The following is a 25284-nucleotide window of genomic DNA, read 5'->3' as shown; positions in this document are numbered from 1 at the left end:
CGCAAGAAGGAGAGCAATGGCACAGGACGATAACGGCGGCACGGAGATCACGCCCGCCGCCTCGTCGGCCGTCGACCACCGTCCCGGCGACCCGGGAACGGCGGTCATCGTGCAGGACGCCGTGGAGAACCCCGGTTTCCCGCCGCACCGCGCGAGGATCACCGATAAGGACCCGCGCAAGCAGCGCCGCGCCGAGCGCACGATCTACACGCTCTTCTACGTGTCCATCGTCGGAAGCATCTGGGCGATCGCCGCCTACATCGCGTTCCCGATCGAGTCTGGCAAGATCTCCGACGTTCGCTTCAGCACGCTCGCGATAGGCCTGGGCATGGCGCTCGCCCTTCTCGCGATCGGCTTCGGCGCGGTCCACTGGGCCAAGGCACTGATGGTCGACAAGGAGGGCATCGACCTCCGTCACCCCGTGCATGGCTCGGTGGAGACGCGGGAACGAGCCGTCGAGATCTTCAAAGAAGCCGACGCCGAGTCCGGGTTCGGCCGTCGTACCCTGATCCGCAACTCCCTGATCGGTGCACTCGTCGCCTTCCCGCTCCCGGCGGTCGTGCTGTTCCGTGGGCTCGGCCCGCAGAACCAAGACCCGGTGAAGCTCCTCTCCCACACCATGTGGAAGAAGGGAATGCGGCTCACCCGCGATCCTTCCGGAACGCCGATCAAGGCATCCGATGTCACCATCGGATCCGTGTTCCACGTGATGCCCGAAGGGATCAACGACAAGGAGGACGCCCTCGACGAGAAGGCCAAGGCCGCGGTGCTGCTGATGCGCCTCGACCCGAAAGACCTTCACCCGACGCACGGGCGCGCGAGCTGGGCCTATGACGGCATCGTGGCGTACTCCAAGATCTGCACCCACGTCGGATGCCCCGTCGCGCTGTACGAACAGCAGACACATCACCTGCTGTGCCCGTGTCACCAGTCGCAGTTCGACATCACCCACGAGGCACGTGTCATCTTCGGTCCGGCGAGCCGTCCGTTGCCTCAGCTGCCGATCGAAGTGGATTCCGACGGTTATCTCGTCGCGCAGAGCGATTTCCACGAGCCCGTCGGCCCGAGTTTCTGGGAGCGCAATTGACCACCACGACTGCCGCTGAAACCACGGCCCCCAAGCGCAGCTTCACCGCATCCGCCTCGAACTACATCGACGAACGCACCGGCATCTCCGCCGTCGTCAAGGAGTTCGGCCGCAAGATCTTCCCCGACCATTGGTCGTTCCTGCTCGGCGAGATCGCGCTGTACAGCTTCGTCGTCATCCTGATCACCGGAACGTTCCTGACGTTCTTCTTCCAGGCCTCACAGGCCGACGTGATCTATCACGGCTCCTGGGTGCCCTTGAAGGGCATCCAGATGTCAGCCGCCATGAACTCCACGCTCAACATCTCGTTCGATGTGCGCGGCGGCCTCCTGGTTCGCCAGATCCACCACTGGGCGGCGCTGCTGTTCGTGGCCTCCATCGGCCTGCACATGCTGCGCATCTTCTTCACCGGCGCCTTCCGCAAGCCGCGTGAGCTGAACTGGGTGATCGGCTTCACACTGTTCGTGCTGGCGATGGCGGAAGGGTTCACGGGCTATTCGCTCCCCGACGACCTGCTCTCGGGCAACGGTCTGCGCATCATCTCGGGCCTCATCCAGGGCATCCCGGTCATCGGCACGTGGCTCAACTTCCTCATCTTCGGTGGGGAGTTCCCCGGCACCTCGATCGTGGGACGCCTGTACACGCTCCATATCCTGCTGCTACCCGCTCTGGTCGTGGCGTTCATCGCGCTGCACCTCGTGTTCATCGTGGTGCACAAGCACACCCAGTACGCGGGACCAGGCCGTACGCAGCAGAACGTGGCCGGCTACCCCATCCTCCCCGTGTATGCGGCAAAGGCCGGCGGGTTCTTCTTCATCGTGTTCGGAGTGCTCGCCCTGATGGCGTCGCTGTTCACGATCAACCCGATCTGGCTCTACGGTCCCTACGACCCCTCGCCGATCTCGGCGGGCACCCAGCCGGACTGGTACATCGGCTTCGCCGACGGCATGCTGCGTCTGATGCCATCGCACTGGGAGTTCGTCTGGCTGAATCACACCTGGTCGTTGAACGTGTTCATACCCGTGGTCATCCTCGTGGTGTTCCTCGTGCTCGTCGCGATCTACCCGTTCATCGAGGCGTGGATCACCGGTGACAAGCGCGAACACCACATCCTCGATCGGCCGCGCAACCAGGCCACGCGCACTGCAATCGGCGCCGCCGGAGTCACGTTCTACGCCGTCATGTGGGCCGCAGCGAGTTCCGACATCATCGCGACGCACTTCAAGCTGACGATGGAGGGCGTCATCTACTCGCTCCAGATCACGCTGATCCTTGGACCGATCGTCGCCTACTTCGTCACGAAGCGAATCTGTATCGCTCTGCAGAAGAAAGACCGTTCCATCGCGCTGCATGGCTACGAGTCGGGCCGAATCGTGAAGTTGCCGGGCGGCGAATTCATCGAGGTGCACCAGCCGCTCGACGAGTACGAGCGGTGGCGTCTGATCAGCTACGACACGTACCAGCCGCTCATGCTGCGCCCCAACTCCCGCGGCAAGATCACTGCAGGTGCACGACTGCGAGCCGGGATGACCCGGTGGTTCTTCGAAGACCGTCTCGAGCCGGTCACGAAGAACGAGCTCGAGTCCGGGCGCGGTCACCACTGACGCGGTAGCCACCCTCCTCGATCGGGCACCGATGTCACTCACGACGCTGTCGGAGTGGCTTCGGTGCCCGATCTGTTCTGAAGCGCTCTTTCCACTTCCACCCCTCGTCCTGGGCTGTGAGAACGGACATCGCTTCGACGTGAACAAGCGCGGGTACGTCAGCATGCTGGCCTCCCAGCCGCGTATCGCCGGTGACACGCCGCAGATGCTGGATGCGCGCGCCGACCTGCTGGGCAGCGGCGCTTACGACCCTGTCGCCCGTGTCGTCGCGGAGAACGTGCGACGTCCGGGCTCACGGCGGCTCCTCGATGCGGGCTCAGGTACGGGACATTACGCGGCCAGGATCCTCGCCGAGCCGCACTCCCCCGTGAGCGTCCTCGCCGCCGACATCTCCTCGGAGGCTGTGCGACGGTCGGTGAAGCACCTCAGCCGGGAGCACGCGGACGGCCTTGTCGCCGACACCTGGCGACCCCTGCCGATACGGGATCACTCCGCGGACGCGATCATCAACGTATTCGCCCCGCGCAACGCCGGCGAGTTCAGGCGCATCCTCGCCCCGGATGGATGCCTGGTGATTGCGACTCCGAGGCAGGATCATCTGATCGAGTTGCGCCGCGCCATGCCCATGCTCGACGTGCCCGCCAACAAGGCCCAGCACGTCACCGAGGAATTCGCCGGGCACTTCATCCCTGAGCAGCTAACCCCCGTTCGGTACACGCTCGCAGTTTCGCGAGAGATGGCGATCGCTCTGCGCGCGATGGGGCCCGCCGGCCATCACGGCAGCGAGCAGCCGGCTGGCAGCCTGCCCCACGAGGTCACCGTTGCCGTCGACGTGCTGCGGTTCCGTCCCCACCCCTCGTAACGCAAAAAGCGGCCCCCAGGAGATCCCTGGAGGCCGCTACATTAAGCGACTGCCTGTCAGCGGGCGAAGTAGCCCCGGTAGTACTCGTACACCCAACCGACCAGGCTGACGGTGGCGAGAGCACCGCCGATCGGAACGATCCACCATCCCACGGCGATGCCGAGTGCACCGATTGCGGCCGAGAGCCCGAGCATGAACGGCCACCAGCTCCACGGGCTGAAGTGCCCCAACTCTGGGTCGCCGTCATCGATGTTGGCGTCGAGCCGGTCCTCGGGCAGCTCCACACCGTTCTGCGTGGCGTGGGTGCGCATGAGGAAGAACGCGATGAAGACCCCGAGGATCCCGGTCAGCGTCAGAGCCACCGTGCCCACCGGCTCGAGCTGATGGTGCGGGTAGTAGAACCACGACCACACCGTGTAGACGATGGCCATCAGGAAGAAGAAGGCGGCGATGATCCAGAAGACTGTTGCACTGGTACGCATGTCACTTCACCTTTGCATCTGACGCGTCGAGCACCGGAGCGTCCGGAGCATCCTTGCCGGGTCCTACTCCGACGGGAAGACCGACCTCGGGGTGGTTCAGGTCGAACGCCGGCGACTCGCTGCGGATGCGCGGAATCGACGTGAAGTTGTGTCGCGGCGGCGGGCAACTCGTCGCCCACTCCAGCGAGCGGCCATAGCCCCAGGGATCGTTCACGGTCACCTTCGCACCCGTGCGCGCTGTGATGTACACGTTCAGGAAGAACGGGATCATCGAGATCGCGAGGATGCCTGCCCCGATCGTCGACACCTGGTTCATCCAGGTGAAGCCGTCTTGCGGCAAGTAGCTGTAGTAACGACGCGGCATTCCCACCACGCCGAGCCAGTGCTGGATCAGGAAAGTGGTGTGGAAACCGATGAACAGCAACCAGAAATGCCACTTGCCCAGCCGGTCGTTGAGCATCTTGCCGGTCCACTTCGGCCACCAGAAATAGAAGCCGGAGAACATCGCGAACACGACCGTGCCGAACACCACGTAGTGGAAGTGCGCCACTACGAAGTAGGAGTCGGAGACGTGGAAGTCCAGCGGAGGCGACGCCAGGATCACACCGGTGAGACCGCCGAACGTGAACGTCACAAGGAACCCGATCGCCCACAGCATCGGTGCCTCGAAGGTGAGCGAACCGCGGAACATCGTGCCTATCCAGTTGAAGATCTTCACCCCGGTCGGCACCGCGATGAACATCGTCATGAGGGAGAAGAACGGCAGCAGCACCATGCCCGTCACGTACATGTGATGCGCCCACACGCTCACCGAGAGCGCGGCGATGGCGATCGTGGCATACACCAGCGTCTTGTAGCCGAACACCGGTTTTCGGCTGAAGACGGGGAACACCTCGGTCACGATGCCGAAGAACGGCAACGCGATGATGTACACCTCCGGATGCCCGAAGAACCAGAACAGGTGCTGCCACAGGATCGCACCGCCGTTCGCGGCATCGAAGACGTGCGCACCCAGAACACGATCTGCAGCAGCGGCCAGGATCGCGGCCGCCAGCACCGGGAACGCCATCAGCACCAGGATCGAGGTGACCATCGCGTTCCAGGTGAAGATCGGCATCCGGAACATCGTCATACCCGGCGCACGGAGCGTGATCACCGTCGTGATGAAGTTCACCGCACCCAGGATGGTGCCGAAGCCCGATATCGCGAGCCCCATGAACCACATGTTCCCGCCCAGCCCCGGCGAGAACGTCGCTGACGACAACGGCTCATACGCGAACCACCCGAACGAGGCCGCGCCCTGCGGCGTGAGGAATCCGCCGACCGCGATCAGCGAGCCGAAGTTGAAGAGCCAGTACGCCAGCGCATTCAGACGGGGGAAAGCGACATCCGGTGCGCCGATCTGCAACGGCATGATCACGTTGGTGAAGCCGGCGAACAACGGCGTCGCGAACATCAGCAGCATGATCGTGCCGTGCATCGTGAACAGCTGGTTGTACTGCTCGCGCGTCTGCACCACCTGCAAACCCGGCTCGAACAGCTGAGCCCGGATGATCAGGGCCATCACGCCGCCGATGCAGAAGTAGACGAACGACGTGATCAGATACATGTACCCGATCGTCTTGTGATCCGTCGACGTGATCCAGCTGACCAGGATGTTGCCCTTGCGATGGATTCTCGTCCCGCCAAGAGTCTGAACGGATGGCGTGGTCGTCGCGGGGGCCGGTGCTGTAGTCGTACTCATTACTTCGCCGATGCCTTAGTCGTTGTTCTTCGGGGCGCCCGTTCCGGGCTGGTTCAGGTTGCGATCGTCGTTGGAGCCGAGACTGCCGGTGTAACCGCGGTCCCGCAGGTCCTGAATGTGCTGCAGGTACTCGGACTCGGAGACCACCTTGACCTGGAAGAGCATGGCGGAGTGGTACTCGCCGCAGAGCTCGGCGCACTTGCCCTGATAGGTGCCTTCCCGGGTCGGCTCGAAGTACATGTAGTTCGTGTGGCCCGGCATGACGTCCTTCTTGTAGAGGAAGGCCGGAACCCAGAATGAGTGAATGACGTCGCGAGAGTTGAGCTTGATCGTGATCTTCTTGTCGACAGGCAGGTAGAGCGTGGGGAGCTTGGCCTCGACGACCGAGCCGGCGGGAACGTCGGCCTTATCGCTCGGCTGCGCCTGGATGCCCGGGTCGTAGACGTCGTTGGAGAGGTAGTTGAAGTCCCACGACCACTGCTTGGCGTAGACCTGGATGGTCAGGTCGGGGTGCGCATACGGCTTCTCGATCGCGTCCTGATCACGCGTGGTGAAGGCGAAGAAGCCGAGGATCAGGACCAGCGGAACGATGGTGTAGAAGATCTCGATCGGCATGTTGTAGCGCAGCTGCACAGGAAGACCGGTCTGGCCCTTGCGGCGCCGGTACACGATGACGCACCAGATGATCAGGCCCCACACGACGAGTCCGACCAGGAGCAGCACGATCCACGAGGTGACCCATAGGCCGGAGACGCGCTCCGTGTGGTTGGTGACCGGGGTCTTGCCGTTGAATCCGGGTAGGAATCCGTTCAACTGGGACTGCGTGCAGCCGGCCAAGACCAGCGCGACCATTGCTGCGATCGGAAGTGCAGCCCATCGGAAACGGCGATTGTGACGCACCGGTGACCTTTCGAGTGATTCGTGGGCGCAGCGGCATTCGCTGCTGCGATGACCATTGCCTAGCCTATCGCCATCGCGGGGGCCTTCGCGTGCCGGACGCACCTTGCGCCCGGGTGCCGGCATCCTTTCGAAATGTGAAAAGGACCGGCTGATCGGCCGGTCCTTTTCGTCAGATGAGCTCAGTCATCAGTGATCGCGCTTCGCGCTCAACTGACTCCATCGGCTCGGCAAAGCACACAAGCGAGCTTTGCTCTCGCCTCAGTCATCAGTGATCGCGCTTCGCGCTCAACTGACTCCATCGGCTCGGCAAAGCACACAAGCGAGCTTTGCTCTCGCCTCAGTCATCAGTGGAAGCTGTCGCCGCAGGCGCAACTCCCACTCGCGTTGGGGTTGTCGATCGTGAAGCCCTGCTTCTGGATCGTGTCTTCGAAGTCGATGGTGGCGCCGTCGAGGTACGGTGCGCTCATCTTGTCGACGATGACCTCGACTCCGCCGAAGTCGACGGTGGCGTCGCCGTCCATGAAGCGTTCGTCGAAGTACAGCTGGTAGATCAGCCCAGAGCATCCGCCGGGCTGCACGGCCAGGCGCAGACGCAGGTCGTCGCGACCCTCCTGGTTCAGGAGGCTGCGCACCTTGTCTGCGGCGGCATCCGTCAGGAGCACGCCGTGCGCCTTGGACTCGGTCGCCGTGCCGGCGCCGGTGAGAGTGGTCTCGCTCATCGAGTGCCTCATCCCTTCCTAGGAAGTCTTGCCTGGCCTCAGTGTAGGTCAGGCGCCTGAACGATGGGCGTCAGCCCCGCTTGTTCAGGCGCGCGAGAAGCAGGGCCTCGGTCAGGATCGCCCTGCGGAAGACGCCGAGGTGCAGAGACTCGTTCGGACTGTGCGCCCTGGTGTCGGGGTCTTCCACTCCCGTGACCAGGATCTGGGCATCCGGGAACTCGCGCACCAGGTCGGCGATGAATGGGATGCTGCCGCCGATGCCGGCCTCGACGGGCTCAGCACGCCAGGCATCCCGCATCGCGGCCTTCGCCTCCAGCGCCGCCCAGCCGCTCGTGTCGACGAGGAAAGGGTCGCCGAGGTCGACGTCATCGATCTCGACGTGGGCGCCGAAGGGGACATGGGCGCGCAGGTGCCGCTCGAGCGCTTCGAACGCGTCGCGCGCGCGCTGCCCTGGCGCGACCCTCGCACTGATGCGCACTGCCGCAGAGGGCAGAAGCGTGTTGGATGCGTTGGCCACGCTCGGTGCATCGATTCCGGTCACCGTCACCGTCGGCTGGTTCCAGAGCCGGGACAGCACGGGACCGCGGCCGATCAGCGAGACGCCGTCGAGCACTGCCGCGTCTTCGCGCAACTGATCCTCGGAGAAGTCGGGTACGTCGGCGTCGTGGGTCGTCATGCCCTCCACCGCGACCGATCCTTCGTCGTCGTGCAGGGTCGCGAGCAGCTTGACGAGCGGGATCATCGCGTCGGGCACTCCCCCTCCGTACATTCCGGAATGCGAGGCGTGTTCAAGTGTGGAGACGGTGAGCCGGAAGGTGACGTTGCCGCGCAGGCCGACGGTCAGCGAGGGCACGTCGACGCTCCAGTTGTCGGAGTCGGCGACGACGATCGCGTCGGCGGCGAGGGAGTCCTTGTTCTGGGCGAGGAAGTTTGCGAACGAACGGGATCCGAACTCCTCCTCTCCCTCGATGAATACGGCGAGACCGAGGTCGAACTCGTCTCCGACCGTTTCGGTCAGCGCCCTGATCGCGGCGACGTGCGCCATGACCCCGGCCTTGTCGTCCGCGGCACCGCGCGCATAGAGCCGGTCCCCGCGCACTGTGGGCTCGAACGGCGACGTCTGCCAGTCCTCGTCTTTGCCGGGCGGCTGCACGTCGTGGTGGGCGTAGAGAAGAACGGTCGGGGCGCCGCCGCGCGCGGGCCGGCGGGCGATGACAGCGGGCTGGCCCTGCTCGGCGTCACCGCCGGGCACACTGTCGCCGATCGGCGCTCGGGCGATCGCCACGCTCTCGAACACATGAAGGTCACGCAGAAGGCGCGCGACGGCATCCGCGCTGCTTTCGACGTTCTTCGGGTCGAACGCCGACCAGGAGACCGACGGGATGCGCACCAGGTCCGTGAGGTCTGCGACGGCGTGCGGCATGCCCGCCTGCACAGCGTCGTCGAGTGCTTGCGTGAGATCGTCCCGTGGCTGATCGGCTTCGTTCATGCGGGTAATCTTAATCGGACGACTATCGAGGACTTTCCGTGGCCAAAAGAGCAGAACCAACCGTCCCCGCCGCCGAATCAGAGACGATTCCGACGAGCGGCAAAGGACACGCGACGCCGAGTCGCGCCGAGCGAGAAGCCGCGCGGAAGCGCCCCCTGGTGCCGGCCGACCGCAAGGCGGCAGCCAAGGACGCACGTTCCAAGAACGCCGAGGCGCGCGAGCGGGCTCGGCTCGGCATGGCGGCAGGCGACGAGCGCTACCTGACCCAGCGCGACCGCGGTCCGCAGCGCCGGTACGTACGCGACTACGTCGACGCCCGCTACACCGTCGCCGAGTTCCTCATGCCGGTGATGCTCGTGATCATCGTCTTCACATTCGTGCCGGTGAAGGCGCTGCAGTACTACGGCATCTTCGTGCTCTGGGGATTCTTCGCGATCGCCGTGATCGACTCGGCCATCATGACCTTCACCATGAAGCGACGGCTGCGGGACAAGTTCGGCACCCTCGAGCGCGGCCTCACCTGGTACGCCGTCATGCGGGCGCTGCAGTTCCGAATGATCCGCATCCCGAAGCCGCAGGTGAAGCGCGGCCGCTTCCCCGCATAGCTCGCGCGATGACGATCACCGCAGCGGCCGACGGCTCAGCTCTGGGCAATCCGGGTCCCGCCGGCTGGGCCTGGTACGTCGACGAGACGGCCTGGGCGGCCGGTGGCTGGCCGCACGGCACCAACAACCAGGGCGAGTTGATGGCCGTGATCGACTTGCTGGAGTCGACGGCCGGAGAGCCGGATGACCTGCGCATCCTGTGCGACAGCCAGTACGTGATCAACGCGGTCACCAAGTGGATGCCCGGCTGGAAACGGAAGGGCTGGCGCAAGGCAGACGGATCGCCCGTGCAGAACCTCGACCTCCTGAAGCGGCTGGACGCTGCGCTGCTCGGACGCAGCTACGCGTTCGAGTGGGTGCGCGGCCACACCGGACACGAGCTCAACGAGGCAGCGGACATCCGTGCGCGGGCGGTCGCCACCTCGTACCAGAACGGTTCCCCGGTCGATGCAGGACCGGGCTGGCGTGCCTCCGCTGCACTTTCATCGGGCACGGAGTCGGCGGTCGCGTCCACACCCGACAGCGGTGTGCCGGACTCCGCACTGCCTGCACCGCAGCCGGCCCTGTTCGACGATCTCGCTGAGGAGCCCGATGACGAGATCGTTCTGCGCCAGGAGCGCGCTCTGCTGACGTCACGGGTGCGGAACGACGTCGCGGAGCTGGGCGTGCTCCTGCATCCGCAATTCCTCGAGGTGGGACGTACCGGCCGCATCTGGAGCAGGGATGACGCGGCCCTCTCCCCCGCAGGCGACGGTGAAGCTCGCATCGCCGAGGTCGTCTCTGTCGACCGCGTTTGCGACGACGCGATACTTCTCGTCTTCCGCACGGAGGATGCGAGGGGCTCCGTACTGCGCAGTTCGCTCTGGGTGCGTGACGGCGCACGCTGGCGCCTGAGGTTCCATCAGGGAACGACTGCGGAGTGAGCCGGGGATCGATCAGGCGGCGGGCAGCCGGTCCAGCCCGCGATTGATCGCCCGCGCCCAGAACGGCCCGCGGTAGATGAACGCGGAGTAGCCCTGCACGAGCGTGGCTCCCGCATCGAGGCGGGTGCGCACATCCCGAGCCGTCTCCACACCGCCCACCGAGACGATGCAGAGCGTGGCGGGAACGCGGGAGCGCAACAGCCGCAGCACCTCGAGCGACCGCGCGGCCAGGGGCGCCCCGGAGAGCCCTCCCGCGCCAGCCGCTTTCACGACCTCGCGATCTGTGATCAGCCCGTCCCTGGAGATGGTCGTGTTCGTGGCGATGATGCCGTCGAGTCCGAGCTCGACGACCACGTCGGCGATCGCCAGGATGTCATCGTCGGCAAGGTCCGGTGCGATCTTGACGAGCAGCGGGGTCGATCCCGCCTCTTCCTTGACCGCCTGCAGCAGCGGTCGCAGAGAGTCGAGCGCCTGCAGGTCGCGCAGTCCCGGCGTGTTCGGTGAGCTCACGTTCACGACGAGGTAATCCGCGACCCCCGCAGCCACCCGGGCCGAGACCCGGTAGTCTGCGACGGCGTCCGCCACGTCGACAACCCGCGACTTGCCGATGTTCACGCCGATCACCGGACGACGCCGAGCCGAACGGGCTTTTGCCACTTTCGCGGCTGCCGCGGTCACGCCGTCGTTGTTGAAGCCCATCCGGTTCACGATGGCGCGGTCGGGGATGAGCCGGAAGAGCCTCGGCCGCGGGTTGCCCGGCTGCGGAATGGCCGTCACTGTTCCCACCTCGATGTGCCCGAAGCCGAGTGCGCCGAGTCCCAGGATGGCCGTGGCGTTCTTGTCGAATCCGGCGGCGACCCCGAACGGTGTCGGGAACGTCAGGCCCAGAGCGCGCACCGAGATGTCGCGCTTCGGCATCGTGAAACGGGAAACAGCCCGACGGAGTCCGAGGTTCGGGAGCATGCGGATGACTGCGAAGGCCAGATGGTGCGCCCGTTCCGGGTCCATATGCCGGAAGACGAGCGAGAACAGGATGCGATACATGCCGAAGCAACGATATAGGCGATTGAGCCGAGAGCCGAGCGGGCTCGCCCGGTCGGCCGAGGCGATTGAGCCTATGAGCGGCGCAACCGCGATATAGGCGATTGAGCCGAGAGCCGAGCGGGCTCGCCCGGTCGGCCGAGGCGATTGAGCCTATGAGCGGTCCAGCCGCGATAGCCGCTCTCCACCCTCACTCCGCCGGAGTGGGTCGAGAATGGTGCTCGGCGCGCAAGGCGCCGATCGCGTCTTCGAAGTCATCCAGCGAGTCGAACGCCTGATAGACGCTCGCGAAACGCAGGTAGGCCACCTCGTCGAGCTCACGCAGCGGTGGAAGCACCGCTAGGCCGATCTCGTTCGCGTCGATCTGCGACACACCTGTCGCGCGCACCGCCTCCTCCACCTTCTGGGCGAGCATCGCCAGATCGGAGTCGGTGACGGGACGGCCCTGGCACGCCTTTCGCACGCCGGCCATGATCTTCTCGCGGCTGAACGGTTCGACCACGCCGCTGCGCTTGATCACGTTCAGGCTCGCCGTCTCGATCGTGGAGAACCGGCGCCCGCACTCCGGGCACTGACGCCTACGGCGAATCGAGAGACCGTCGTCCGACGTGCGCGAGTCAACCACACGGGAGTCCGGATGACGACAGAACGGGCAGAACATGGCGGCTCCAGGTCAGGGCTTGCTTATTCTTTCGCTCACGACGATACGGTGCGCGCGGCCACCGCCTCACCGTGAGCGGGCAACCGCTCCGCCTCGGCCAACGCGATCACGTGCGGGGCGACGCAGCCGAGGCCCCGTTCGTCGTATCGGATGATCTGCTGCGGGCGCAGGAACGTGTAGGCGCCGAGCCCCGACGAATACCGCGCCGATCCCCCGGTCGGAAGCACGTGATTCGACCCCGCGAGGTAGTCTCCCAGACTCACCGGCGAGTGCGGGCCGAGGAATATCGCACCGGCGTTGGTCAATCGCCGCAGTGTGTGGTCGGGGTCGGCGGTGTGCACCTCGAGGTGCTCGGGAGCGTAGGCATCGCTGAACCGCGTCGCGGTCTCCTCGTCGTCGACGAGCACGATGGCGGACTGCGGTCCTTCGAGCGCGATGGATGCACGTTCCCGGTTGGCCGTAGCGACCACCAGTTCGCTCAGCTCCCGCTGTACCGCCTCCGCGAGGTCCTCGGAGTCGGTCACGAGCAGCGAGGCGGCCGCCTCATCGTGCTCTGCCTGGCTGAGAAGATCGGCGGCCACGAGGCGTGGATCGGCCGAGGCATCCGCGATCACCAGGATCTCGGTGGTCCCCGCCTCTGCGTCGATGCCGACGACGCCGTGCACGAGACGCTTGGCGGCGGCCACGTAGATGTTTCCGGGACCGGTGACGATGTCGACCGCTTCGAGCGGGAGGTCGGGTACGCCGTATGCGAGCGCTCCGACGGCCCCTGCGCCGCCCATCGCGTACACCTCGTCGATTCCGACGAGCCCCGCCGCCCCGAGGATGAGCGGGTGCACGGTGCCGCCGAAGTCGCGCTGTGCGGGACTGGCAAGGGCGACGGAGCCAACGCCCGCCACCTGCGCGGGCACAGCGTTCATGACGACGCTGGAGGGGTAGACCGCCTTTCCGCCCGGTACATACAAGCCCGCACGGGATACCGGCTGCCAGCGCTGCTCGACGATCGCGCCATCACCGAGAACGGTGGATGCGGCGGGGGGCACCTGCGCTGAGCTCACCTCACGCACGCGGTCGATCGCTCGCTCCAGTGCGGTGCGCACAGCTGGGGGAAGCGCCTCCACCGCCGCAGCGATGTCGGATGCGGGCACTCGCAGTGCTTGCGGCCGCACATGATCGAACTTCTCCGCCTGGTCGAGCAGGGCGCGCGTGCCGCGCTCGCGCACGTCGGCGATCAGAGCAGCGACCGCGGTCGAAGCAGCGCTGATGTCGAGCTCGGGCCGCGGCACGATGCGACGCAGTTCGGAGGCGTCGAATGTCCGTCGTCTCAGGTCGAGTGTTCGCACCCGGCAAGCCTAGAGGCGATTGAGGGTCGCATGTGCGAGCTTGCTTGCGCGGGCGGCCCGATTGAGCCTCTGAGTGGCGACGCCGCGATATGGCGTGTCTGCTGCACGCGTGATCCATCCGAGACCGGGCGAACGCGTCAGACGAGGCAGGCGGGGCCGAGCAGTCCCTTCAGCTCGCCGTACAGGTCGGCCGAGACTGAGACGCGATACGGCAGCTCGAAGATCCTTGCCGTGGTGCCTTTCACGAGCCTCAGCCGCACCTCGCCGTCGCCGGCGTGGCGGATCAGCATGTCGCCGAGGTTCTGCACGACATCCGTCGTGGCGCGCTGATCCGGCATCGTGATGATGAGCGGACCGGACGGCCCGGACGCCACGGATCCGAGGTCGGGCGCGTACAGGCTGTAGGCGTGCAAATTCATGCCGTCATCGCGCATGCTCACCCTGCCACGAACGACCACGATCGAGTCCGGCGTGAGCGCGGGGCCGAACTCCTGGTACGCCTTGCCCATGAACATCACGGTGATCTCGCCGCCGAAGTCTTCCACCGTGATCATGCCGTACTGGTTGCCGGATGCCTTCGCCACCCGGTGCTGGACTCCCGTCACCAGCCCGGCGATCGTCACCGTGTCGCCGTCCTGGGTGGATTCGGAGCCGGTGAGGTCGGCGATCGACGTGCTCGCCTGCTTGGCCAGCTCGAGTTCGAGGCCCGCCAGCGGGTGGTCCGACACATACAGGCCGAGCATCTCGCGCTCGAACGCCAGCTTCTGCCGTTTGTCCCACTCCGGCTTCTCGGGCACGAGCGATACGGAGGCGCTCTGCGGCTCCTCGGCCAGCAACATGTCGAAGTCGAACCCCGCCTGCCCGGTGGCCTCGACTCGCTTGTCGTTGACGACGGACTCCACCGCTGCCTCGTGCACCTCCAGCAGCGCGCGCCGCGAGTCGCCGAACGAGTCGAACGCGCCGGCCTTGATCAGTGATTCGATGGTGCGCTTGTTCGCGACGTGCAGCGGCACCTTCTTCAAGAAGTCGTGGAACGACTCGAAGCGGCCCTTCGTCTCGCGGGCATCCCTGATGCCGTCCACCACGTTGGAGCCGACGTTGCGCACCGCACCGAGCCCGAACCTCACGTCGTCGCCGACGGCGGCGAAGAACCCGATCGACTCGTTCACGTCGGGCGGCAGCACCTTGATGCCCATGCGCCTGCACTCGTTCAGGTAGACGGCCATCTTGTCTTTCGAGTCCCCGACGCTGGTCAGCAGGGCAGCCATGTACTCGGCCGGGTAGTGCGCTTTCAGGTATGCGGTCCAGTACGACACGACGCCGTATGCCGCCGAGTGCGCCTTATTGAAGGCGTAGTCGGAGAACGGCAGCAGGATCTCCCAGAGCTTGTCGATCGCCTGCTGCGAGTACCCTCGCTCGCGCATGCCGGAGAAAAAGCCCTCCTGCTGCTTGTCGAGCTCGGACTTCTTCTTCTTGCCCATGGCACGACGCAGGATGTCCGCCTGGCCGAGCGAGAATCCCGCCACCTTCTGAGCGATCGCCATGACCTGTTCCTGATAGATGATCAGGCCGTAGGTGGTGTCGAGGATCTCCTGCAGCGGTTCCGCGAGCTCGGGATGGATCGGGGTGATGGGCTGCAGCCCGTTCTTTCGCAGGGCGTAGTTGATGTGGGAGTTAGCACCCATCGGCCCTGGCCGGTACAGCGCGATGAGTGCGGAGATGTCCTCGAAGTTGTCCGGTTTCATCTGACGCAGCAGCGCGCGCATCGGGCCGCCATCGAGCTGGAAAACACCGAGCGTGTCGCCGCGAGTCAGCAGGTCGTACGCGGGCCGGTCATCCAGGGGCAGCCCCTCCAGGTCGAGCTCGAATCCCTGGTTCGCCTTGATGTTGTCCAGCGCGTCGCTGATGATCGTCAGGTTGCGCAGGCCCAGGAAGTCCATCTTGATCAGGCCGAGCGATTCCGCCGCCGGATAGTCGAACTGGGTGACGATCTGGCCGTCCTGTTCCCGCTTCATGATCGGGATGACGTCGATGATCGGATCGGACGACATGATGACGCCCGCCGCGTGCACGCCCCACTGCCGCTTCAGGCCCTCGAGTCCGAGCGCCGTGTCGAAGACGGTCTTCGCCTCGGGGTCGCTCTCGACGACAGCGCGCAGCTCGACGGCCTCCTTGTACCGCGGGCTGTCTTTGTCGAACACCTGGTACAGCGGGATGTCCTTGCCCATGACTGCCGGCGGCATCGCCTTCGTGAGCTTCTCGCCCATGGAGAACGGGAATCCGAGCACTCGGCCGGCATCCTTCAGCGCCTGCTTCGCCTTGATCGTGCCGTACGTCACGATCTGGGAGACCCGTTCGGCGCCGTACTTCTCCGTCACGTACTTGACCGCCTCGAGCCGCCGGCGGTCGTCGAAGTCGACGTCGAAGTCGGGCATCGAGACGCGGTCCGGGTTGAGGAAGCGCTCGAAGATCAGGCCGTGCTCGAGCGGGTCGAGGTCGGTGATGCGCATGGCGTATGCGGCCATCGAGCCCGCGCCCGAGCCGCGGCCCGGCCCTACCCGGATGCCGTTGTTCTTCGACCAGTTGATGAAGTCGGCGACCACCAGGAAGTAGCCGGGAAAGCCCATCTGCAGGATGATCCCGGTCTCGTAATCCGCCTGCGCCCTCACCTTCTCGGGGATGCCGTCCGGATACCGCTGTTGGAGGCCCCTGCTGACCTCCTTGACGAACCAGCTCTCCTCCGTCTCACCCTCGGGCACCGGGAACTTCGGCATGTACTTGCCTGTCGAGAGCTCGAAGTCGATCTCGCAGCGCTCGGCGATCTCGAGCGTCATGTCACAGGCATCCGGATGCTCCCGGAACAGATCGCGCATCTGCTGCGGGGACTTGAGGTAGTACTCGCCCTCCGGTTCGAGCTGGAAGCGCTTCGGGTCGTTCAGCGTCGAACCGGACTGCACGCACAGCAGGGCGGCATGGGACTTGGCGTCCTCCGCGTGCGTGTAGTGCAGGTCGTTGGTCGCCACGGTTCGCAGGCCGAGCTCCTTGGCGAGTCTGAGCAGGTCCTGCCGCACGCGCTTCTCGAGCCCGAGGCCGTGCTCCATGAGCTCGACGAAGAAGTTGTCCTTGCCGAAGATGTCGCGGTAGTCGGCAGCCGCCTTGACCGCCTCGTCGTACTGCCCGAGCCGAAGCCTGGTCTGCACTTCGCCACTCGGGCATCCGGTGGTGGCGATCACGCCGTTGGCGTAGCGCTCGAGAAGTTCGCGGTCCATGCGGGGCTTGAAGTAGTAGCCCTCGATCGATGCCAGTGACGACATGCGGAACAGGTTGTGCATGCCCTCCGTCGTCTCGGCGAGCATCGTCATGTGCGTGTAGGCGCCGCTGCCCGACACGTCGTCTTCGCCGCCGTTTCCCCACCGGACCCGAGTGCGGTCGCTGCGATGCGTACCCGGGGTGAGGTAGGCCTCCGTGCCGATGATCGGCTTGATTCCGGCAGCCTTCGCCGCCCGCCAGAACTCGAACGCGGCGAACATGTTGCCGTGGTCGGTGACCGCGATCGCCGGCATGCCGTGCGCCACGGCGGCATCCATCAGCGGACCGATCTTCGCCGCACCGTCGAGCATCGAGTATTCGCTGTGCACGTGCAGGTGGACGAAGGAATCAGTCGTCACGGCGTGTGGTCCTCCCGGTCGTCTGGGGAGTCCAGACTAACGGAGTGCACCCGCTCTCGATCGGCTCCGAAGCGGAGGTTCGCCGGTCCGCGATCAGGACTCACGCAGCACGTCGAGAGCGTGCTGCAGATCGGCCGGATACTCGGACACGAACGTCACCCACTCCCCCGTCGCGGGATGCTCGAACGCGAGCTGCCACGCCTGCAGCCATTGCCGGGTCAGCCCGAGCCGTGCTGACAGCGTCGGATCCGCACCGTACATCGCGTCGCCCACGCACGGATGCCTCTGGGCGGCCATGTGCACGCGAATCTGATGCGTACGCCCCGTCTCCAGATGGATCTCCAGCAGGCTGGCCGCGGGGAAGGCTTCCACTGTCTCGTAGTGCGTCACCGACGGCTTGCCCGCAGCGGTGACGGCGAACTTCCAGTCTGCTCGCGGGTGCCGTCCGATGGGAGCGTCGATGGTGCCCGCAAGCGGGTCCGGATGCCCCTGAACGATCGCGTGATAGATCTTCTCGACGGTACGGTCGTGGAACGCGCGCTTCAACGCGGTATATGCCCGCTCGCTCTTCGCCACGACCATCAGCCCACTGGTTCCGGCATCCAGTCGGTGCACGATGCCCGCCCGTTCTGCGGCGCCTGAGGTCGAGATGCGATATCCGGCCCCGGCAAGGGCGCCGAGCACCGTCGGGCCCTCCCAACCGATGGACGGATGCGCCGCCACGCCGGCGGGCTTGTCGACGACAACGATGTCGTCGTCGTCGTACACGATCCCCAGCTCAGGTACGACGACCGGCACTATCTCGACGGCCGTCTTCGGCGTCCAGCCGATCTCGAGCCAGGCACCGGCGCTCAGCCGGTCCGACTTGTCGAGCACACGGCCGTCGAGCACGACGCCACCGGCCTCCGCCACCTCGGCTGCGAAGGTCCGCGAGAAGCCGAGCAGCTTCGCCACGCCGGCATCCACCCGCGACCCGTCGAGGCCGTCCGGAACCGGCAGGCTGCGGTACTCGGTCATGTCAGACACGACCGTCGACTGGATGCCCCACCTCGCCGAGCTGCGCGCCGCGCGACTCCGAACGGTCGCGTCTCGCACCGGTTTCCCCGGCATCGGGCGCCGATGCGCCCTCGGTCTCGCCGACTGTATCGACGTCGGGTGCCGAACCGGATGGGTCCTCGGCATCGGCCGATTGCTCGGGCGTCGCGTCGCCGAGATGTTCGTCGGACTCGGCCTGACCCCCAGCGGACGACGCGGGGGCCGAATCCACCGTCTTGGTCGCGCGTTTGCCGTCGAGGCCGACGCCCAGCACGGTAAGCAACAGGAAGAGGATCATGGCCGCGACGATCGCCGAGTCGGCCAGGTTGAAAATCGCGGGGAGCAGTGGGATCCGAAGGAAGTCCACGACCTCCCCGACGCCGAACCCCGGCGGCCGGAACAAACGGTCGCTGAGGTTTCCCAGCAGGCCGCCGAGCACGAGACCGAAGACCAGCGCCCAGACCATCGAGCGGATGCGCCGGGCGTACCAGATCACGAAGATCAGCACGGCCACGGCGACGATCGAGAAGATCCAGGTTGATCCGGTCCCGATCGAGAATGCGGCGCCCGGGTTGCGGTCGTACTCGAAGATCAGCAGGTTGCCGATGATGTTCTTCGGCACCCGGTAGGGCAGAGTCGTGACCACCCACCACTTGGCGAGCTGGTCGATCGCCAGTACGACGAGCGCGATCGCGACGAGCAGGATGATCGCGCGAACGCTGACCTTCCTGGAAGGCTTAGCCTCCAAAGCTCTGGAACGTCGGCGGGTTCTGGCGATCTGCGTCGCCCGAAGCAACGGCGGCGAACTGTCCGGACGCCGCGGCGGCACCGGCGGGCTTGAAACCACCCGTGGCAGAGCCCGCATTGTCGAGGTCGCGCAACTGACCCTCGATGTAGCTCTTCAGCTTCGCGCGGTAGTCCCGCTCGAAGTTGCGCAGCTCTTCGATCTGACGCTCGATCGTGGAGCGCTCCGACTCCAGGGCGGTGATCTGCGCGCGCTGCTTGGCCTCGGCCTCTGCGACGACCCGGGCGGCGGTGGCGTGCCCCTCGGCGATCAGCGCGTCGCGCTTCTCGACGCCCTCACGCACGTGCTCCTCGTGCAACCGTCGTGCCAGCTGGAGAAGGTTGTTCGTGCTCTCGGTCTCATCCGCGCCGGAAACGGCGGGCTGAGGCGCGACCGGCGCGACCACGGGTGCGGGAGCCGGCGCTGCGATGGCCTGCGTCTGCTCGGACGACGAGGTGCGCTGCAGTTCGGCGATCCGCGACTCGGATGCCACGAGCCGCTGCTTCAGCTCGTCGTTCTCCTGGTTCAGCCGGCGCAACTCGACGACGACCTCGTCGAGGAAGTCGTCGACCTCGTCCTGGTCGTAGCCCTCACGGAATTTGGTCGGTTGGAACCGCTTGTTGACGACATCTTCCGGAGTTAGCGCCATGGCTTACCACCCTTAGAGCTTGATTTTCGAACAGTGGATAACGTTCAGCTAACGCTAGCAAAGTCGCCCGCGACACTGCCATCTGCGTGAGCCTGATGCGACATCAGATGAACGACGACGCGATGTACATGCCGATGATGCACGCGAACATCGTCAACGTCCAGCCGAAGTCGAGTGCGACCGGTCCGAGCGACAGCGGAGGGAGCAGTCGCCGGAAGAACTTGATGGGCGGATCGGTGACCGTGAACGCCGCTTCCGCAAGCACCAGGCCGAACCCGCGTGGTCGCCATCCGCGGGCGAAAGTACGCACGAGATCCAGTACGAAGCGAACCCACAGCACCACGAAGAAGAGCAGGAAGATGTAGTACGCGACGGTCGCGACGATGAAGACGGCGAGGGGCACAGATCAAGTATGCGGGACGCTGGCTGTGCCTCGGCTCCAGCCCCACCACTTGCGTCGCTCGTGCGGCTACGCGCTGGCGAAGAACGACGCCTCGACGTCGTTCCCGGCGTTCGTCGCCGAGCCCGACACCATGACGTGCTCCGGCGAGAGCAGGAAGACCTTGCTGGTCACCTTCTCGATCTTGCCGCGCAGGCCCTGCGTCAGACCGCTGGAGAAGTCGATCATGCGCTGGGCTTCGGATTCGCTCATCTGCGACAGGTTCAGGATCACGGGGACTCCTTCGCGGAAGGACTCCGCGATCATCTTCGCGTCGCTGTACTGCCGGGGGTGAACCGTCAGGATCTCATTCACTTCTTGCACCGTCACATTCCGGGCCGGGGTCGGCTTGCGCAGCGGCGTGACAGGCGCCTTGGCCGGAGCAGGATGCTGGACCGGCGCGACAGGTGCCGGATGCGCAGTGGCGACCGGTTCTTCGTCGTACTCGAGCTCGTCTTCGACGAGACCGAGGTAGGCCATCGTCTTCTTGAGCGGGTTTGCCATGCGATCCTCCGTGTGCAGCTCGAGGTCTTGCGGTCGCGCCGGTCGTCGGCGTATTCCACAGCCAGGCTAAGCACGCTCGGGTCGCTTTCCCGTGATTGCCGTGCCGATGCGAAGGTGTGTCGCCCCTTCCGCTATCGCATCGGCATAGTCGCCGGACATTCCGGCGGAGATCGCTGTTGCATCCGGGGCGAGTGAACGCAGCCGGTCGGATGCCTCGCGCACCCGGGCGAACGCCCGTCGCGCGTCTTCGTTCAGCGGCGCCACAGCCATCACGCCGCGCAGGCGCAGCCCGGGTTCGGCCAGTATGCGCTCTGCAAGGTCGAGCAAGCGGTCCGGCGCTACGCCGCCGCGGCCGGGCTCGTCGGTGAGTGCCAATTCGATGAAGCAGTCGAGGTCGTTGCCGGCGGACGCTCGGTCGGACGCCCTCTCGGCGGACCCTCCGGCGCGGCTCAGGGCTCCGACGAGCGCGGGCCGATCCACCGAGTGCACCGCCGAGGCGAAGGTGCGGACCTGCTTCGCCTTGTTCGTCTGCAACTGACCGATGAAGTGCCAGCGCAGCCCGTTCGAATGCGTCTCGCCGACACTGGATGCCTTCGCTGCGGCCTCCTGCGCCCGGTTCTCGCCCACGTCGCGCACTCCGAGGTCGACGACCGCACGCACGAGCGCAACGGGCTGGAACTTGGTCACCACGATGGTCGTGATCTCCTCAGGGTTCCTGCCCGCCGAGCGCGCCGCATCCGCCACGCTCTGCCGCACCCGCGCAAGCCGGTCGGCGAGACCCTGACGGGCCTCACCGCTCAGCTCCGAGGTATCGCTCACTTCAGGAAGTCGGGCACGTCCAGCACGTCGTCGTCATCGAACGACGGGTCGTTGGCCGCCGCTTCCACGAGCTTCGAGTCGGCGTCGGACCAGGAGCCCTGCGTCGGCACGTCTTCTTCCTCGAGCGCCTGCGTGTCGACCAGCTCCGACCCGGACGACGCCTGATCGGATCCCGTCGCCACGAAGGTGGAGCGACGCACGTCGACCGCTTTCTGCTGTGGCTCTCCTCCGTCGAAACCGGCGGCGATCACCGTCACACGCACCTCGTCGCCGAGCGTGTCGTCGATGACGGCGCCGAAGATGATGTTCGCCTCGGGATGCACCGCCTCCTGCACCAAGCGGGCTGCGTCGTTGATCTCGAAGATGCCCAGGTTGGAACCGCCCTGGATCGACAGAAGCACGCCGCGAGCCCCCTCGATGCTGGCTTCGAGGAGTGGCGAGGCGACTGCGAGTTCCGCTGCCTTGATCGCCCGGTCCGCGCCCCGCGAGGAGCCGATGCCCATGAGCGCAGATCCCGCGCCGTGCATGACGGACTTGACGTCGGCGAAGTCGAGGTTGATGAGGCCCGGTGTCGTGATGAGGTCGGTGATCCCCTGAACGCCGGCGAGGAGCACCTGGTCGGCGGTAGCGAACGCCTCGAGCATGCTGATGCCGCGGTCGCTGATCTCCAGCAGCCGGTCGTTCGGCACGACGATGAGGGTGTCGACCTCTTCCTTCAGGCGAGCGACACCCGCCTCGGCCTGGTCCTGCCGGCGCTTGCCCTCGAAGCCGAACGGCTTGGTGACGACACCGATGGTGAGAGCGCCGATCGACTTCGCGATCCGGGCAACCACTGGCGCGCCACCGGTTCCGGTGCCGCCGCCCTCCCCCGCGGTCACGAAGACCATGTCGGCACCGGTCAGCGCCTCCTCGATCTCCTCCGCGTGGTCTTCGGCTGCGCGGCGGCCGACCTCCGGATCGGCTCCGGCACCGAGCCCTCGCGTGATCTCGCGGCCCACGTCGAGCTTCACGTCGGCGTCGCTCATCAGCAGCGCCTGGGCATCCGTATTGATGGCGATGAACTCGACGCCGCGAAGCCCGAGCTCGATCATGCGGTTCACGGCGTTCACGCCGCCACCGCCGATGCCGACGACCTTGATCACGGCGAGGTAGTTCTGGTTTTGACTCACGACGGGCTCCCCTGGCGAATGCTGGCAACCTTCAACTTCAAGTCGAGGCTTAAAGTTATGCTCGGTATGCATTTACTACGCCTGACGTTAAGCGCGGCCCTCTCCCGCGCCGTGCAGATCTGCCGCGTGTCGCCCGACCGGGGTGCGAAGGCATCCATGACGGCCCGCTCAGCGCGGTGGCCGACGGTCCCGCTCAGCGCGTGACGGGGCTGTTCGGAGCGGAGACGTCGTAGACGGATGCCCCCGGCACTGCTTTGACGAGGTCCGCGAGCACCGAGGACTTGAGCCCGGCATCCTCGGGGCCGCCCCAGACCACCGAGACGCCGGAGGTCAGCTTGAGGCTGACGTCCTGCGCGCCCGTGGCGCTCGCAGTGTCCACCTGCCCGAGCATGCCTGCCGGGAGAGCCGCGAGCACGTTCGCGGTCGCGCTGAACTCTTTCCGCCTGGACTGTTCGGAAGCGTCGTCGGGGATGGAGATGAGCGGGTAACCGCCCGGGCGGTCTCGCGTGGTCTGCATCACGACGTGCGCCTGGTCGACGAGCTGGTACCCGGAAGGAACTTTCAGGAGCCCGATCGGCACGCGCTCGACGATGCGCACCACGAGCGTGCCGGGTGGATCGGCCTCCGTGCTGTAGCTCCGGATGAGCGGGAAGGCCGCCAGCTCCTTCCGCACCTTGCCGTAGTCGATCAGCGGAAGCGGCGTTCCGAGTTGGTTCGCGAGCGCGTGCTGCACCGCCTTCGCGTCGACGCGCTGCACGCCGACGACCCGGACGGTGCGGAGCGCCATCGCCGGTGAGAGCGAGACGAGAGCAGCCGCGAGAAGCACGAGAACGACGGAGCCGATCCCGATCAGCCAGGCCAGACGACGGCGACGCGAGGCTCGCGTGAACCGTTTGATCTCCGCGCGTTCGTACTTGCGGCGCAGGCGGGCGGCTGCCCGCACGGTCGGGGCGGCTGGGCTGTCGCGCACCTCCGAGCCGCTCCGGTTCTCGGTGCTGTACCGCTGCAGCGTCCCCTTCCGTTGCGCCGCCCTCTTCCGGGGCTCGACGCCCCTCCGTTGCTCGGACGACGCAGCCTTGCCTGCGGGGCTCGCCCCATTGGCGGACGACGCACGCTTGGCGGCCGGGATGACAGGAATCGGCGCGGTGTCGGCATCAGGTTCGGCACCGCGCGTTCCCGCGTGGCCGCGAGCGTCCAGCACCCCGGTCGGAACCTCACGTCCGGGCGCCTCGGCGCGTTGCCGACGCGCCGGCCCTCGCGTCGCCGCGTTCTCGAAACCCTGGGGACGCTTCACTTGAGTCAGCCGTTCGACCGTCGCAGGGATTCGAGCAGCTGCGGGACGATGAGGTTCACGTTGCCGCAGCCGAGCGTGATCACGAAGTCGCCGTCGCGCGCGAAGTCGGCCGTGAAGTCCGCCGCCTGCTGCCAGTCAGGGATGTACGCGACACGGGACTGGTCGCGGAAGCGCTCCGAGACCAGCGCGCCGGTCACACCGGGAACGGGATCTTCGCGTGCACCGAAGACGTCGAGCACGACCGTCTCGTCCGCGTAGCGTTCGAGCGTCTCGGCGAACTCCGCGGCCAGGCGCTGTGTGCGGCTGTAGGTGTGAGGCTGGTGCACCGCGATGATGCGGCCCTCTCCGACGACCGTGCGCGCAGCCTCGAGCACCGCCCGCACCTCGGTCGGGTGATGGGCGTAGTCGTCGTACACGCTCACCCCACCGATGTTCCCGTGCAGTTCGAAACGGCGATGCGTGCCGCCATACGCCTGAAGCGCGTGCACCGCACGCTGGGGCTCGATGCCGAGATGGGTCAGCACCGCGAACGCGCCAGCTGCGTTGTGGGCGTGATGGCGCCCGGGCACCCGCAGTCGCGCCCTGTACTCCTCACCCTTCCAAAGAAGAGTGAAGACAACCGGGCCATCCGTCGTGATGCCGGTGACGCGCACGTCGGCACCTCCCGACTCGCCGAACGTGAGCACGTTGGCGTTGCCGATGCGCGGTGTCACGGCGCGGGCGCCCTCGTCGTCGGCGGAGATGACGACGAGTTCGCGGGCGTGATCGGCGAACGCGACGAAGGCATCCTGCACGGCATCGTACGAGCCGTAGTGGTCGAGGTGGTCGTCGTCGATGTTCAGGACGAGCGCGACGGCCGCGTCGTAGAGCAGGAACGAGCCGTCGGACTCGTCGGCCTCGATCACGAACAGACCGGAATCGCCGTGGCGCGCGCTCGTCTCCAGCCCCTCGATCACGGCGCCGTTCACGAAGCTCGGGTCCTCTCCCAGTTCGATCAGGGCGGTGGCGATCATGCCCGTCGTCCCGGACTTGCCGTGCGCGCCGGCGACGGCCACGAGCCGGCTCGACCGGGTGAGCCAGGCGAGCGCCTGGGAGCGGTGCAGAACCGGTATGTCGTTGGCAAGCGCGTACTGGTATTCGGGGTTGTCCTGCCACAGGGCACCGGTCACGACGAGCGTGTCGGCGTCGCCCACGTTGGCGGCGTCGTGACCGATCCGCACGTCGGCGCCCAGCTCGCGAAGAGCGCGCGTGTACTCGCTCTCTGAGCGGTCCGAACCGCTCACCGGGATCCCCGCCTGCAGGAAGAGCCGCGCGATGCCGTTCATGCCGGAACCGCCGATGCCGACGAAGTGCGCTCGTCCGATCTGCTCCGGAAGTGGCATGGTCGGGTCGGGCTTGATCACGGTGCTTCAGGCATCCTGTCTCTGGTGCGATGGCGGTCTGCTGGCTGGGTTCCTTCCAGT

Annotated in this window: 23 protein-coding genes; 5 read left to right on the top strand and 18 right to left on the bottom strand. The window is 66.2% G+C overall.

Annotation, left to right across the window (positions count from 1 at the left end; translation table 11 throughout):
• The first annotated feature begins 16 nt into the window (after nucleotides 1-16).
• The 3 genes from qcrA to ACYVII_RS08485 are packed head-to-tail and all read left to right on the top strand — an operon-like array spanning nucleotide 17 to nucleotide 3553.
• The gene (qcrA, locus tag ACYVII_RS08495) at nucleotides 17-1087 is read left to right on the top strand and encodes a ubiquinol-cytochrome c reductase iron-sulfur subunit (protein WP_460533878.1); all 1071 of its coding nucleotides are present in this window, start codon (nucleotides 17-19) and stop codon (nucleotides 1085-1087) included.
• On the top strand, nucleotides 1084-2691 hold the full coding sequence (gene qcrB, locus ACYVII_RS08490; protein WP_460533876.1) for a cytochrome b: 1608 nt from the start codon (nucleotides 1084-1086) through the stop codon (nucleotides 2689-2691). Before qcrA ends, qcrB begins: the two co-directional genes overlap by 4 nt.
• A gap of 31 nt (nucleotides 2692-2722) precedes the next feature.
• On the top strand, nucleotides 2723-3553 hold the full coding sequence (locus ACYVII_RS08485) for a putative RNA methyltransferase (protein ID WP_460533874.1): 831 nt from the start codon (nucleotides 2723-2725) through the stop codon (nucleotides 3551-3553).
• Nucleotides 3554-3609: 56 nt separating this feature from the next.
• On the opposite strand, the gene ACYVII_RS08480 is transcribed toward ACYVII_RS08485, so the two are convergent.
• The 5 genes from ACYVII_RS08480 to ACYVII_RS08460 all read right to left on the bottom strand — a co-directional run bounded on the left by ACYVII_RS08480 (nucleotide 3610) and on the right by ACYVII_RS08460 (nucleotide 8887).
• A complete protein-coding gene (locus ACYVII_RS08480; RefSeq protein WP_460533872.1) occupies nucleotides 3610-4035 on the bottom strand; it encodes a cytochrome c oxidase subunit 4 in 426 nt (141 codons plus the stop codon).
• A 1-nt stretch (nucleotide 4036) separates the two neighbouring features.
• Entirely contained in the window at nucleotides 4037-5779 is a 1743-nt protein-coding gene (ctaD, locus tag ACYVII_RS08475) for a cytochrome c oxidase subunit I (protein ID WP_460533870.1), read from the bottom strand.
• A gap of 15 nt (nucleotides 5780-5794) precedes the next feature.
• The gene (gene ctaC / locus ACYVII_RS08470) at nucleotides 5795-6679 is read right to left on the bottom strand and encodes an aa3-type cytochrome oxidase subunit II (protein ID WP_460533868.1); all 885 of its coding nucleotides are present in this window, start codon (nucleotides 6677-6679) and stop codon (nucleotides 5795-5797) included.
• Between the two features lie 344 nt (nucleotides 6680-7023).
• Nucleotides 7024-7398: a HesB/IscA family protein gene (locus ACYVII_RS08465; protein ID WP_460533866.1), complete on the bottom strand. Its 375-nt coding sequence runs from the start codon at nucleotides 7396-7398 to the stop codon at nucleotides 7024-7026.
• A gap of 70 nt (nucleotides 7399-7468) precedes the next feature.
• A complete protein-coding gene (locus ACYVII_RS08460) occupies nucleotides 7469-8887 on the bottom strand; it encodes a dipeptidase (RefSeq protein ID WP_460533864.1) in 1419 nt (472 codons plus the stop codon).
• A gap of 38 nt (nucleotides 8888-8925) precedes the next feature.
• Between ACYVII_RS08460 and ACYVII_RS08455 the strand changes: the two genes are divergently transcribed.
• Together ACYVII_RS08455 and ACYVII_RS08450 are read left to right on the top strand one after the other, a co-directional pair.
• Complete coding sequence (locus tag ACYVII_RS08455) at nucleotides 8926-9492, top strand: DUF3043 domain-containing protein (RefSeq protein WP_460533862.1); 567 nt, start codon at nucleotides 8926-8928, stop codon at nucleotides 9490-9492.
• 8 nt (nucleotides 9493-9500) lie between these two features.
• A complete protein-coding gene (locus ACYVII_RS08450) occupies nucleotides 9501-10415 on the top strand; it encodes an RNase H family protein (protein WP_460533860.1) in 915 nt (304 codons plus the stop codon).
• A gap of 12 nt (nucleotides 10416-10427) precedes the next feature.
• Here ACYVII_RS08450 and ACYVII_RS08445 read toward each other — a convergent pair whose 3' ends face one another.
• The 13 genes from ACYVII_RS08445 to murC all read right to left on the bottom strand — a co-directional run bounded on the left by ACYVII_RS08445 (nucleotide 10428) and on the right by murC (nucleotide 25224).
• Entirely contained in the window at nucleotides 10428-11459 is a 1032-nt protein-coding gene (locus ACYVII_RS08445) for a dihydroorotate dehydrogenase (RefSeq protein ID WP_460533858.1), read from the bottom strand.
• Between the two features lie 187 nt (nucleotides 11460-11646).
• Nucleotides 11647-12117: a transcriptional regulator NrdR gene (nrdR, locus tag ACYVII_RS08440; protein ID WP_460533856.1), complete on the bottom strand. Its 471-nt coding sequence runs from the start codon at nucleotides 12115-12117 to the stop codon at nucleotides 11647-11649.
• A gap of 35 nt (nucleotides 12118-12152) precedes the next feature.
• Nucleotides 12153-13460 (bottom strand): histidinol dehydrogenase, encoded by a 1308-nt coding sequence (gene hisD / locus ACYVII_RS08435; protein WP_460533854.1) that lies wholly within the window; start codon nucleotides 13458-13460, stop codon nucleotides 12153-12155.
• A 137-nt stretch (nucleotides 13461-13597) separates the two neighbouring features.
• Entirely contained in the window at nucleotides 13598-17128 is a 3531-nt protein-coding gene (dnaE, locus tag ACYVII_RS08430) for a DNA polymerase III subunit alpha (protein WP_460533852.1), read from the bottom strand.
• 93 nt (nucleotides 17129-17221) lie between these two features.
• Nucleotides 17222-18145, bottom strand: coding sequence for an RluA family pseudouridine synthase (locus ACYVII_RS08425; protein ID WP_460534052.1), 924 nt, complete (start codon nucleotides 18143-18145; stop codon nucleotides 17222-17224).
• 1 nt (nucleotide 18146) lies between these two features.
• The gene (gene lspA / locus ACYVII_RS08420; RefSeq protein WP_460533850.1) at nucleotides 18147-18911 is read right to left on the bottom strand and encodes a signal peptidase II; all 765 of its coding nucleotides are present in this window, start codon (nucleotides 18909-18911) and stop codon (nucleotides 18147-18149) included.
• Nucleotides 18901-19596, bottom strand: coding sequence for a DivIVA domain-containing protein (locus ACYVII_RS08415; RefSeq protein WP_460533848.1), 696 nt, complete (start codon nucleotides 19594-19596; stop codon nucleotides 18901-18903). The genes lspA and ACYVII_RS08415 overlap by 11 nt, the downstream gene beginning before the upstream one ends.
• Before the next feature lie 103 nt (nucleotides 19597-19699).
• Nucleotides 19700-19999: a YggT family protein gene (locus ACYVII_RS08410; protein WP_460533846.1), complete on the bottom strand. Its 300-nt coding sequence runs from the start codon at nucleotides 19997-19999 to the stop codon at nucleotides 19700-19702.
• A 66-nt stretch (nucleotides 20000-20065) separates the two neighbouring features.
• Nucleotides 20066-20539 (bottom strand): cell division protein SepF, encoded by a 474-nt coding sequence (locus tag ACYVII_RS08405; protein WP_460533845.1) that lies wholly within the window; start codon nucleotides 20537-20539, stop codon nucleotides 20066-20068.
• Between the two features lie 66 nt (nucleotides 20540-20605).
• Nucleotides 20606-21358, bottom strand: a complete 753-nt coding sequence (locus tag ACYVII_RS08400) for a YggS family pyridoxal phosphate enzyme (RefSeq protein WP_460533843.1) — start codon at nucleotides 21356-21358, stop codon at nucleotides 20606-20608.
• Nucleotides 21355-22527, bottom strand: coding sequence for a cell division protein FtsZ (ftsZ, locus tag ACYVII_RS08395; protein WP_460533841.1), 1173 nt, complete (start codon nucleotides 22525-22527; stop codon nucleotides 21355-21357). The genes ACYVII_RS08400 and ftsZ overlap by 4 nt, the downstream gene beginning before the upstream one ends.
• Before the next feature lie 193 nt (nucleotides 22528-22720).
• The gene (locus ACYVII_RS08390) at nucleotides 22721-23821 is read right to left on the bottom strand and encodes a cell division protein FtsQ/DivIB (protein ID WP_460533839.1); all 1101 of its coding nucleotides are present in this window, start codon (nucleotides 23819-23821) and stop codon (nucleotides 22721-22723) included.
• A 5-nt stretch (nucleotides 23822-23826) separates the two neighbouring features.
• Complete coding sequence (gene murC, locus ACYVII_RS08385; RefSeq protein WP_460533837.1) at nucleotides 23827-25224, bottom strand: UDP-N-acetylmuramate--L-alanine ligase; 1398 nt, start codon at nucleotides 25222-25224, stop codon at nucleotides 23827-23829.
• Nucleotides 25225-25284: the final 60 nt, after the last annotated feature.

It is taken from the genome of Humibacter ginsengiterrae (genome assembly GCF_054780115.1).
The sequence above is the reverse complement of the archived record's forward strand: the minus strand, read 5'-3'. Positions and strand labels throughout refer to the sequence as shown.

Coding starts and splice junctions, on each gene's coding strand:
- ACYVII_RS08405 (WP_460533845.1), bottom strand. CDS start 20,539: ATGGCAAACCCGCTCAAGAAGACGATGGCCTACCTCGGTCTCGTCGAA.
- qcrA (WP_460533878.1), top strand. CDS start 17: ATGGCACAGGACGATAACGGCGGCACGGAGATCACGCCCGCCGCCTCG.
- ACYVII_RS08425 (WP_460534052.1), bottom strand. CDS start 18,145: ATGACCGAGTACCGCAGCCTGCCGGTTCCGGACGGCCTCGACGGGTCG.
- ACYVII_RS08485 (WP_460533874.1), top strand. CDS start 2,723: ATGTCACTCACGACGCTGTCGGAGTGGCTTCGGTGCCCGATCTGTTCT.
- nrdR (WP_460533856.1), bottom strand. CDS start 12,117: ATGTTCTGCCCGTTCTGTCGTCATCCGGACTCCCGTGTGGTTGACTCG.
- ACYVII_RS08415 (WP_460533848.1), bottom strand. CDS start 19,596: ATGGCGCTAACTCCGGAAGATGTCGTCAACAAGCGGTTCCAACCGACC.
- ctaD (WP_460533870.1), bottom strand. CDS start 5,779: ATGAGTACGACTACAGCACCGGCCCCCGCGACGACCACGCCATCCGTT.
- ACYVII_RS08460 (WP_460533864.1), bottom strand. CDS start 8,887: ATGAACGAAGCCGATCAGCCACGGGACGATCTCACGCAAGCACTCGAC.
- ACYVII_RS08450 (WP_460533860.1), top strand. CDS start 9,501: ATGACGATCACCGCAGCGGCCGACGGCTCAGCTCTGGGCAATCCGGGT.
- ACYVII_RS08480 (WP_460533872.1), bottom strand. CDS start 4,035: ATGCGTACCAGTGCAACAGTCTTCTGGATCATCGCCGCCTTCTTCTTC.
- ACYVII_RS08445 (WP_460533858.1), bottom strand. CDS start 11,459: ATGTATCGCATCCTGTTCTCGCTCGTCTTCCGGCATATGGACCCGGAA.
- ACYVII_RS08465 (WP_460533866.1), bottom strand. CDS start 7,398: ATGAGCGAGACCACTCTCACCGGCGCCGGCACGGCGACCGAGTCCAAG.